Source organism: Mangrovimonas sp. DI 80 (assembly GCF_001975575.1).
GTDB classification, from domain to species: domain Bacteria; phylum Bacteroidota; class Bacteroidia; order Flavobacteriales; family Flavobacteriaceae; genus Mangrovimonas_A; species Mangrovimonas_A xylaniphaga.
This window is the reverse complement of sequence record NZ_MSDT01000005.1, coordinates 451,212-461,540: the sequence shown is the minus strand read 5'-3', so window position 1 is coordinate 461,540 and position 10,329 is coordinate 451,212. Positions and strand designations below refer to the sequence as shown.

Below are 10,329 nucleotides of genomic sequence, written 5' to 3'. Positions count from 1 at the left end.
TTAGTAAAAACTAATTATATTTCGTTTATTTAATTTTTTAGATTCAAAATGCCTTTCACTATTGTGCAAGGGGGTACTTTGTTTGATTGATGAAATTTTTAATACCATTTAAATGATTTGTTAATTAATATATTTAGCCGCTCAATAGAGCTTTTATTTTTACAATATAAATACAGTCTTTTTTAGTGATAAACACTTAAAAATTAAAAGTTTGAAATTTGTTGAGGGAAGAACGCTAGATATCAGCGCATTATAAATGGATAATTTTATATGTTGTTGATTTGGGGACATTTACATTAAATTTACTGAACAAAGCAACTCATTAATAAAATCTTTAACAAAAATAAATGTTAAAGGCACTAAAATAATCGTTAAAACGAAGATATACAACGCTTTAACGGTAAAAAATGCATTTAATCGAGTAAAAATGAAAAAAATAGTATTTGTAAGACACGCGAAATCCTCATGGGATGGGGGTTTCAGCGATTTAGACCGCCCTTTGAGCTCTAGAGGGATTAATGATATAAAATTAGTATCAAGTCACTATAAACCTTATAATTATATACCGGATATGGTGTTTTCCAGTCCTGCAAATAGGGCCTTAACGACGTGTAAAGGAGTAATGGACTACTTAAATTTACCAAAAAGCAAGCTGAAAATTGTTGACGATTTGTATGATTTTGGGGGAGAAAAAGTGATGAATTTCATACTATCGATAAACGACAACTCCATTAATAAAATTATGATCTTTGGACACAACCATGCCCTTACATCCATTGTTAATGATCTGGGTGATCAATTTATTGGCAATTTGCCCACTTGTGGCTTGGTGAAAATCGACTTTTTTGCAGAAGATTGGAAGTACATTACAAAGGGACATACAGATGTCATGATTTTTCCAAGAGATTTAAGACCATGATTTATTAGCAGGCAAAATTAAAGAGATAGGATCTTTAATTATATAAAGTCAAAATATAATGTAAATATCATGTGTTACGGACTTACTAAAAGTTAAATAGAATATATTTGTGTAAACAAATAATGATGACCAATATTACTGTAAAGGATAAAAATATATATGTAAATAGGGAGTTGAGTTGGCTTCAATTTAATGCAAGGGTTTTGCAGGAAGCTGCAGATGAATCTGTTCCTATGATTGAAAGATTGCGTTTCTTGGGAATTTTCTCCAATAATTTGGATGAGTTCTTTAAAGTGAGATACGCAACCGTAAAACGAATTGATGAAGCGGGCAAGGCTGCAAAAAGCGAGTTGGGAGGTATCAAAGCCAGTGAACTGCTAGAAAAGATTACCCAAGTAGTGATTAGGCAGCAAAGTGAAAGTTTGGAGATTCTACAGAACATCCATAAGAAGCTTGAAGACTACGATATTTATATCATCAAGGAAACTCAAATCACACCCAAACAGCATGAGTTTATAAAGGGGTATTTTCTTCAGCATGTAAGTCCAGCTTTGGTGACCATTATTCTTAATGATTCAGTGGAATTGCCAATGCTAAAGGATAGTGCTGCTTATTTGGCCGTGAAGATGATTTTGGAGAATGATGAAAAACAGTTTGCCTTAATTGAAATTCCAAAATCCATAGAACGCTTTGTGGTTCTGCCAAAACAGGATGATAAAGATTATATCATCATTTTGGATGATCTATTGAGATATTGTTTGGATGATATTTTTAATATTTTCGATTACAAGAGTATTTCTACTCACATGATTAAGATTACTAGAGATGGTGAACTTGATTTTGATAGTGACTTGAGTAAAAGTTTTATTGATAAAATTTCCGATAGTGTAAAGCACCGTCAGATTGGGGATCCAGTAAGGTTTGTTTACGACAAGACCATTGATAAGGAAACCTTAAAATATCTGTTGGATAAAATGGGAATTGATTCTAAGGATAGTGTTATTCCTGGAGGGCGTTATCACAATAGGAGAGATTATATGGATTTCCCAAGTTTGGGACGAACAGATTTACTTTATGACAAAATCAAGGCTTTACCTATTAAAGGCTTGAGTTTGGAGAGTAGTATTTTTGAAAATATTGCCAAGCGCGATTATTTATTGTATACGCCATATCACACATTTTCTTATGTGGTGAAGTTTTTAAGGGAGGCCGCCTTGGATCCAAAGGTAAAAACCATCAATATTACCATTTATAGGTTGGCGCAAATTTCACATGTGGCCAGTTCTTTAATCAATGCGGCAAAAAATGGTAAAAAAGTAACCGTTTCTATTGAAATTCAAGCCCGATTTGATGAAGCTGCCAATATTGCTTATGCTGAGCAAATGCAGGACGAAGGTGTTAATTTGTTGTTTGGAGTAGCGGGATTAAAAGTGCACAGTAAAATGTGTGTGATAGAGCGTGAGGAAGATCATAAGCTAAAGCGTTATGGTTTTATTAGTACAGGAAACTTCAATGAATCAACCGCGAAGATCTACACAGATTTCACTTTGTTTACTGCCGATCAAAAGATATTGAAAGACCTTAACAAAGTATTCAACTTCTTTGAAATCAACTATAAAATATTTAGGTACAAGCATATCATTACATCGCCACATTATACAAAGTCGAAGTTCTTTAAGCTAATTGATAATGAAATTGATAATGTAAAAGCAGGAAAACCGGCCTACATCAAACTTAAAATGAACAGCATTTCAAGTTACGCTATGGTGGATAAACTTTACGAAGCCAGTAGGGCAGGTGTAAAAATTCAAATGATTGTTCGCGGATTATGTTGTTTGGTTCCAGGAATACCAGGTATGAGCGAAAACATTGAGGTAATTAGTATTGTAGATAAATTTTTAGAACATACTCGTTTGTACGTGTTCTGTAACGATGGTGATACAAAAGTGTATATTTCTTCTGCCGATTGGATGACAAGAAACATTGAAAATAGAGTGGAAGTCACTTGTCCTATCTATGATGATGCCATCAAACAAGAGCTCTTGGAAATCTTTGATATTTGTTGGAATGACAATGTGAAGGCAAGAATTTTGGATGAGTTTCAGGATAACAAGTACAAACGAAACGATAAACCTAAAGTGAGAGCCCAATTTGCTACGTACGACTATTATTTAAAAAAATTAGAGAATTAAATGCTTTCAATTAAAAAATATGCGGCCATCGATATAGGTTCCAATGCTGTTAGGTTGCTCATTTCAAATATCATAGAACAAAAAGGAAAGCCTACACGTTTTAAGAAAAACTCGTTGGTAAGGGTGCCAATCCGTTTGGGAGCAGATGTGTTTTTAAAGCAAAAAATTTCAAAGGAAAACGAGCGTCGTATGTTGGATACCATGACAGCGTTTCGGTTGTTGATGAAATCTCATAAAGTAGTTGCCTATAAAGCTTGTGCCACTTCGGCTATGCGCGAGGCAGAAAATGGTAGTAAAGTAGCTAAATTAATTTCTGAACAAGCCCAAATTGATATTGATATTATTGATGGTGAAGAAGAAGCAGCCATTATCGCGGCTACCGATTTACATAGCTATATCGATGAAAGCAAAACCTATCTATATGTGGATGTAGGAGGGGGAAGTACCGAATTTTCTGTGATTCATCTGGGAGAAAAAGTAGAATCCAAATCATTCAAAATTGGGACGGTTAGATTATTAAACGATATCGTTAATAAAGAAACTTGGCAAGAACTGGAATCTTGGATTAAAGAACATACAAGGGAATACGACAAATTGGACTTAATAGGATCAGGTGGGAACATTAATAAAATCTTCAAAATTTCAGGAAAGGCCATGGGGAAACCATTGACCTATTTCTATCTGTCTTCCTATTATGATAAGTTGCAGACTTATTCCTATGAAGAAAGAATTACCGAATTGGACCTTAACCAGGACAGGGCTGATGTAATTATTCCTGCAACCCGTATCTATTTGTCGGCCATGAAATGGAGTGGTGCCAAGGATATTTATGTACCAAAAATTGGACTTTCTGACGGAATAATTAAAAGTATGTACTATAAAACCGTTTCTAGTTCTCTTTTAGAATAAGAATGAACACTTTATCTTATTTTTTTAGTTACATATCTAATATTTAACAGTTATTTGTTAATTCCATTTATATTCGAGCACTCAAATCATTCAAACTATGAAGACAATTTTTACTAGTTTATTGGTAGTGTTGTTCGTGACACTTGGATATTCTCAAGAAGTTAAATATGGTGTAAGAGCCGGTTTAACCATTTCAAATTTAGATTATAAAGACACCCCAATAGTAAGAAATCCACACAGAAACGGATTTTTGTTTGGGGTTCATGCAGACATCGGTTTAACCGAACAGTTCTCTATAATGCCAGAATTACAGTTTTCGCCGGAAGGTGCCGGAGTTGAAGATTTTGCCAATGATTACCTTAATTTACCAGTACTTTTCAAGTATGCCATGTTTGATGGTAGGGTAGCGCTTGGTGTAGGTCCTCAAGCTGGACTGAAAATTCACAAAGAAGGTGATGGCTTTAAAAACTTTGTGTTTTCCGGTGTAGGAATTATAGAGTTTAAGGTGTGTGAAGACTGGTACGTAGATGCCAGATATAACTATGGTTTTTCAAATGTTTTTGATGACGATTTAAGCCCCGAAGCAACAAACAATGTCATTCAAATTGGTGTTAACTTTAGAGTGTTTTAGGTAAGGCTATTAATCGTTTTTTTTATAAAATGGTATCATCCCAATTAGCAAAGTAAAGCTTTGTAATTGGGATTTTTTATGTTCTAGTGTTAACCGTGAATCGTTTCCTTTTTACCTAAATCTCTCATGATTTCGGCTTCATAATCCAATAAATCCTGCCACTTTTTATCCACTTCCTTTCGGTCTCCATACTGTCTGGCAAAACCTAAAAACATGGTGTAGTGGTTGGCTTCGCTTACCATAAGTTTTCTGTAAAATTCCGCTAGTTCCTTGTCTTCCAATTCTTCTGAAAGCAGTCTGAAACGTTCACAACTTCTAGCTTCAATTAAAGCCGCATAAAGCAATCTGTTAACCAACTGGGTTGTTCTACTGCCTCCTTTTGGAAAGAATTTCATCAAGGCGATTACATAGTCGTCTTTTCGGTCCCGACCCAAGGTCCAACCACGCTCCAAAATTTTATCGTGGACCATTTTAAAATGGCTAATTTCTTCCTTTACCAAAGCTACCATTTCCTGAACCAATTCGGTGTATTCCGGAAATCCAACTATAAGAGAAATGGCGGTACTGGTTGCCTTTTGCTCACAGAAAGCGTGGTCTGTAAGGATGTCTTCAATATTCTTTTCGACGATATTTACCCAACGTGGGTCTGTAGGGAGTTTTAAGCCTAACATCTGTTTAACTATTTTGTTCCTTTAAAAATGTGTTTTGTTTGCCATTGTGGTTAATGGTCATTTCATAAACTCTATAGGCGTGCGTTTGGGGATCGATAAAGGTAATTTCCAAATTCACCCAACCTAAGCCAGAAGTTTCCTGATTTACCCATACATGCTCCAGAGTAGCATTGTTCCAAAACGGTGAATTATCTTTATTTTGGAATTGATGGGCATTAATGGTAGTGGTATATATTTTTTGATTGGCATTATAAACTGCAATTTCCGATTCAAATGCTCGGTGGTATTGAATGTCTTTATTATTACCAATAGTTTTTTTGTGCTGAATTACCTCTTGGTCCATCAAACTGTAATTTTTGATGTTTACCCTTAGATTATTGGACATTATGGTGTCCGTTTCAACTTCTGTATATTCTTTTGGATAAAAATTGATAAGCTCTAAAGGCGTTTGTTTTTGATTGAATTCTGAAATAGATTGTTGCAAGGACTCCCTTGAGCTTTGGCGTCCGTCGCAACTTGTAAGAACCATTGCTGAGAGCGTGAAAAGTAACAAAATGTATTTCATGACATTCTAAATATCAAGTCCAAAAATACTTCTTAAAAGTTCAATATTAGGGTTTTTTTCCTTAAGTTTTTCATATTGATCTTCAGGGGTAAAAGCATATTGCTTTACAGTTTCCTCATTAACCACAATATCCAATCTTAGGTCAAAGTTTTTGAGCCTATTTTTGAGATATTCCATCAATGGGTTTTGGGCACGTTCCAATTCTACTTTTAAAGTTGAATTAGGAAATTCCAAGCCAATAGAGGTGCCATTCAATTTTGGGGTGTTCATCTCCAAGATGGATGCCATAATTTTTTCTCCTTTGGACTCCAGTTTTTCAATGTAGGAATTCCATGCATTCGTAAATTCCTCCGGGGTAAATTCCTCTGTAGGGAGGTCGGTTGGGTCTACAACAACATCTTGTTGTTTTATGGAATGTTCCCGTTTGGCGCGGATACTTTTTAGCGAAAGGCCCGAGGTTCTACCTTGTTGGGATTCTCTTTTGGCAATAATCGCTTCTGTAGTAAGTGCCTCTTTGGCTGCAGGCTTCTTAACTTCTTCACTAGTTGTAGTGGTTTGTGGTGAAGCTGCTTTTTGAACAGCCGCAGGTTTAGGAACAGTAACCGGTATTGGGGTAATGCCTTTCTTTTTGAAATAAGAAGGCGGAATTATGTAACGTCTGCTATTTTTTTTTTCTCCATCAAAAGTGATAGAGGCAAGCTGCATAAGGCATAATTCAACGAGCAAGCGTTGATTCTTGCTGCTTTTGTATTTCAGGTCACAGTCGTTGGCAAGTTCTATGCCTTTCAACAGAAAATCCTGTGGAGCTTTTTGGGCTTGTTCCAAATATTTTTGGGAAGCATCTTCACCAACTTCCAAAAGTTCTACTGTTTTTGGATTTTTACAAACCAATAAGTTTCTAAAGTGCGATGCCAATCCAGCAATATAATGATGCCCATCAAAACCTTTACCTAAAATAATATTGAACTGGATAAGCAAATCTGGAATTTTGTTTTCCAGAATTAAATCGGTACTGGTTAAGTAGGTTTCGTAATCCAGAACATTCAAGTTCTCAGTTACGGCTTGACGCGTTAGGTTCTTTCCTGAAAAACTTACTACCCTGTCAAAAATGGAAAGGGCATCACGCATAGCACCATCTGCCTTTTGGGCAATGATGTGCAGTGCATCGTCTTCGGCAGTTACGCCTTGTTCTTCGGCAATATATTTTAGATGCTCCTTGGCATCCTTAACCGTAATACGTTTAAAGTCGAAAATTTGACAACGAGATAAAATCGTTGGAATGATTTTATGTTTTTCAGTAGTTGCCAAAATAAAGATACAGTGCTTTGGAGGCTCTTCCAGGGTTTTCAAAAACGCATTGAAAGCGGCCTGTGAGAGCATATGCACCTCGTCGATGATATAGACTTTGTATTTCCCAACCTGAGGCGGAATTCTAACCTGATCCGTAAGGTTCCTAATATCATCTACCGAGTTGTTGGAAGCGGCATCTAGCTCAAAAATGTTAAAAGCAAAATCTTCATCTTCACCTTCATTACCGTCACTATTGATCATTTTTGCCAAAATACGGGCGCAAGTAGTCTTTCCAACTCCTCTAGGTCCCGTAAAAAGTAAGGCTTGAGCTAAATGGTTATTTTCAATGGCATTGAGCAAAGTATTGGTAATAGCTTGCTGACCTACAACATCTTTGAAGATTTGAGGTCTGTATTTTCGAGCTGATACGATGAAATGTTCCATTGAAAAAACTTAGAACAACAAAATTAAAAATTCAATTGTAAATAGGGAATTATGAGGTCTAATTTTGACAGGAGTTATCAACAACTTATTAGTGAGAATAGCGGTTGTCCTTTGGTGAGGTGAAATAAAATGACTAAAAAGGCATGGAAATTAGAATTTGTTATTTGTAAATTTGCACCCAAGTAAATCGCCTTATCGAACCAATTTATTGGTTAGGAAAGTCCGAACACCGTAGTGCAGTATAGTGGTTAATGGCCACCAGTCGTGAGGCTAGGAATAGTGCAACAGAAAGGATGTACAGGTAATGCTGTAGTGAAATCATGTAAACTCTATACGGTGCAATGTCATGTATACCAACGTTTGAGGGCGGCACGTTCGATGTTGGAGGGTAGGCAGCTAAAGTGTGCTGGTAACAGTACACTCAGATAAATGATAAGGGCTCCATTCGGAGTACAGAATTCGGCTTATAGATTTACTTGCTTAAAACAGGCCCATTTTTTAATGGGCTTTGTTTTTTCTCAATAATTGAGGTTTTTAAGTTTATTCCTCTTCGGAAAGATTTTCTGCTTCTATTTCAAAAAAACTGAATACACATCCTCCGTAATTTTTGGAATAGGCATAGTGTTCCATACTGGATAAGTCAGTTTCTTTGGAATGTTCTACAATTAAAACACCATCTTCTTCCAACAAATTATTTTGGAATACCAGATTAGGAATGGTTTCAAACTGTTCCTGTGTAAACCCATAAGGAGGATCGGCAAAAATAACGGTGGCTTTTGTTTTGGAACTTTCCAAAAATTTGAAAACGTCACTTTTTATAGTGGCGATGGGCATATCGAAAGTTTCAGACGTTTCATTGATAAATTTGATACATCCAAAATTTTGGTCTACAGCCGTAATCTGTTCGGTGCCGCGAGAAGCAAACTCATAACTGATACTTCCAGTTCCCGAAAACAAATCTATCACTGAAATCTCATCAAAGTAATACAGGTTGTTAAGAATGTTGAACAAAGCTTCCTTAGCCAAATCGGTAGTTGGGCGAACAGGGAGTTTTTTGGGAGGGGTGATACGTCTTCCTTTGTATTGTCCAGAAATAATGCGCATTACTTAAAACTGTTTAAAAGAACATAATTGTTGTGGGCTGCCTTAGGTTCTTCGATAAAATTAAATTTATGATGAGGCATGACAAACTCTACATTTCGTATAAAAGTATATACAATTTGGTACAGGTCATCTCCTTCGGTAATGGTTCCCATTAACTTCAACTTTAAGGTTTCGGGATCCATTTTTAATTGTTCTATGGTAAATAGAATGTAGTAAATAAAGTCTTCCTTGGTGATGTATTCAAAAGTATTGGACAATACCAAGTTATAATCTTTCACTACTACTAGTTCAAAATGATGTTCATTTACATTTACATAAATGTTGGGAACATTGGAAAGTGGTTGGTGCTTTAAAATGTGCTCTATTAAAACAGTAGAGGCATGTTTGTATTCAAAAGACCCAAACCTGTCAAACATAAAATTGTTGACATTTACCAAAGGGACATAAACATTCACCGAATCGTTAAACGGAATTTCATCAAATGAAATATAATCGGTGGTTAGGATTTTGGCATTGAACTTTAAGTAATCTGCACAATGGGCTTCATCAAACAACGGCTTTGGCACCAAACAAGACAATTCATTTTGGTAAATGAGAAGCACCTCGCTAAAGGTTTGGTCATAAACCGCGCCATCGTCCAAAGTTGCAATGATGCGTTCCAGAATGTCAAATGGCGTTAGCTTTTTGTCGAAAGGAACGTGCTGAAGATGTCCAACGGTATTTGTGGACCTATTTAAAATACAAAAAGAAAGTCCACTCAAACTAATTTGAATGGACAGTTCCTTAATATCGATTTGATGCAATTTCTTACTCGTTTGAATAATTTTTAGGCCAGTTTCCATTAGTGTTAATTTCGCTCATGGAACCTACTTTAAGCGCAGGACCATTTACATCGTCCACAGAAATCACTTCATTTTCTTTAGCTACCAAATTAGGATCTTGGTCAAAAAGAATCACGTCTTTCAAAACAGATGCTTCAAACACTGGAATTTCATCCAAGAAATCTGCTTTCAATTCAAATTTAGCGCCTGGCTTACCTACAGGTAAGTTCATCATAGTTTTGTAACGCGTGTCTGCTCCAAAAAGAGAATCTTTCACAGGAACAAAATCCAAAGTGTCAATGATAACAATATCTTTTCTCATTTCAACACCACCAAAACGCTTGGTAAGCTCTTCGTCGATAACACTTGAATCTCTACGTTGAGTAATGGTAAATTGAGCAGTATCAATGAACTTTACTAAATTGTCAAAGTTATCAGTAAATTTACCTGTAACCGTTTTGTGGGCTAACTCGGCATCTCTAATATCTTTCAATTTTTCGATTACTGCCGCATAGCGCTTCTTTTTAAGTTGGTTGAATTGGATTTCGCCGTAAACCGACATAAATGTTGAATATGCCAAGAATCCGATAAGTACCCATAAGGCGATGTTGATTAAAGGTTTAACCTTTTTTGGAACAAATTTATCAATCAACCATACGATTCCTATCGTACCTAGAATAATAATTACAACAGCAATAATTATTGTTAACATAGTTAGTTATTTTTATTTTATTAAAGGTGATACGCAAATCTACAACTTTTTTTTATTCACGAAAACCAATG

Annotated in this window: 10 protein-coding genes and 1 other RNA gene; 5 read left to right on the top strand and 6 right to left on the bottom strand. The window is 35.7% G+C overall.

Translation table 11 applies throughout. From position 1 onward, the window contains the following. Positions 1–427 precede the first annotated feature (427 nt). The 4 genes from BKM32_RS11745 (at position 428) to BKM32_RS11730 (ending at position 4,651) form a co-directional block, all read left to right on the top strand. Complete coding sequence (locus BKM32_RS11745; protein ID WP_053977692.1) at positions 428–919, top strand: histidine phosphatase family protein; 492 nt, start codon at positions 428–430, stop codon at positions 917–919. A gap of 125 nt (positions 920–1,044) precedes the next feature. Then, positions 1,045–3,111: a polyphosphate kinase 1 gene (ppk1, locus tag BKM32_RS11740; RefSeq protein ID WP_076663943.1), complete on the top strand. Its 2,067-nt coding sequence runs from the start codon at positions 1,045–1,047 to the stop codon at positions 3,109–3,111. After that, entirely contained in the window at positions 3,112–4,020 is a 909-nt protein-coding gene (locus tag BKM32_RS11735) for a Ppx/GppA phosphatase family protein (protein ID WP_053977694.1), read from the top strand. 97 nt (positions 4,021–4,117) lie between these two features. Then, positions 4,118–4,651, top strand: coding sequence for a porin family protein (locus tag BKM32_RS11730; RefSeq protein ID WP_076663942.1), 534 nt, complete (start codon positions 4,118–4,120; stop codon positions 4,649–4,651). Positions 4,652–4,740: 89 nt separating this feature from the next. On the opposite strand, the gene BKM32_RS11725 is transcribed toward BKM32_RS11730, so the two are convergent. Genes BKM32_RS11725 through BKM32_RS11715 form a run of 3 tightly spaced genes read right to left on the bottom strand, consistent with a single transcriptional unit; the run spans position 4,741 to position 7,621 of the window. Beyond that, a complete protein-coding gene (locus BKM32_RS11725) occupies positions 4,741–5,322 on the bottom strand; it encodes a tRNA-(ms[2]io[6]A)-hydroxylase (protein WP_053977696.1) in 582 nt (193 codons plus the stop codon). A gap of 4 nt (positions 5,323–5,326) precedes the next feature. Then, positions 5,327–5,887, bottom strand: coding sequence for a hypothetical protein (locus BKM32_RS11720; protein ID WP_123812109.1), 561 nt, complete (start codon positions 5,885–5,887; stop codon positions 5,327–5,329). Positions 5,888–5,893: 6 nt separating this feature from the next. Next, positions 5,894–7,621 (bottom strand): DNA polymerase III subunit gamma/tau, encoded by a 1,728-nt coding sequence (locus BKM32_RS11715; protein WP_076663940.1) that lies wholly within the window; start codon positions 7,619–7,621, stop codon positions 5,894–5,896. Between the two features lie 179 nt (positions 7,622–7,800). Between BKM32_RS11715 and rnpB the strand changes: the two genes are divergently transcribed. Further along, an RNA gene (rnpB, locus tag BKM32_RS11710) (RNase P RNA component class A) lies at positions 7,801–8,104 on the top strand. A 57-nt stretch (positions 8,105–8,161) separates the two neighbouring features. On the opposite strand, the gene rsmD is transcribed toward rnpB, so the two are convergent. Genes rsmD through BKM32_RS11695 form a run of 3 tightly spaced genes read right to left on the bottom strand, consistent with a single transcriptional unit; the run spans position 8,162 to position 10,258 of the window. After that, the gene (gene rsmD, locus BKM32_RS11705) at positions 8,162–8,725 is read right to left on the bottom strand and encodes a 16S rRNA (guanine(966)-N(2))-methyltransferase RsmD (RefSeq protein WP_076663939.1); all 564 of its coding nucleotides are present in this window, start codon (positions 8,723–8,725) and stop codon (positions 8,162–8,164) included. Beyond that, positions 8,725–9,567 (bottom strand): DUF3822 family protein, encoded by an 843-nt coding sequence (locus BKM32_RS11700; protein ID WP_076663938.1) that lies wholly within the window; start codon positions 9,565–9,567, stop codon positions 8,725–8,727. The genes rsmD and BKM32_RS11700 overlap by 1 nt, the downstream gene beginning before the upstream one ends. After that, positions 9,533–10,258: a hypothetical protein gene (locus BKM32_RS11695; protein WP_171971871.1), complete on the bottom strand. Its 726-nt coding sequence runs from the start codon at positions 10,256–10,258 to the stop codon at positions 9,533–9,535. Before BKM32_RS11695 ends, BKM32_RS11700 begins: the two co-directional genes overlap by 35 nt. Between the last annotated feature and the right edge of the window lie 71 nt (positions 10,259–10,329).

Coding starts and splice junctions, on each gene's coding strand:
- BKM32_RS11745 (WP_053977692.1), top strand. CDS start 428: ATGAAAAAAATAGTATTTGTAAGACACGCGAAATCCTCATGGGATGGG.
- ppk1 (WP_076663943.1), top strand. CDS start 1,045: ATGACCAATATTACTGTAAAGGATAAAAATATATATGTAAATAGGGAG.
- BKM32_RS11735 (WP_053977694.1), top strand. CDS start 3,112: ATGCTTTCAATTAAAAAATATGCGGCCATCGATATAGGTTCCAATGCT.
- BKM32_RS11730 (WP_076663942.1), top strand. CDS start 4,118: ATGAAGACAATTTTTACTAGTTTATTGGTAGTGTTGTTCGTGACACTT.
- BKM32_RS11725 (WP_053977696.1), bottom strand. CDS start 5,322: ATGTTAGGCTTAAAACTCCCTACAGACCCACGTTGGGTAAATATCGTC.
- BKM32_RS11720 (WP_123812109.1), bottom strand. CDS start 5,887: ATGAAATACATTTTGTTACTTTTCACGCTCTCAGCAATGGTTCTTACA.
- BKM32_RS11715 (WP_076663940.1), bottom strand. CDS start 7,621: ATGGAACATTTCATCGTATCAGCTCGAAAATACAGACCTCAAATCTTC.
- rsmD (WP_076663939.1), bottom strand. CDS start 8,725: ATGCGCATTATTTCTGGACAATACAAAGGAAGACGTATCACCCCTCCC.
- BKM32_RS11700 (WP_076663938.1), bottom strand. CDS start 9,567: ATGGAAACTGGCCTAAAAATTATTCAAACGAGTAAGAAATTGCATCAA.
- BKM32_RS11695 (WP_171971871.1), bottom strand. CDS start 10,258: ATGTTAACAATAATTATTGCTGTTGTAATTATTATTCTAGGTACGATA.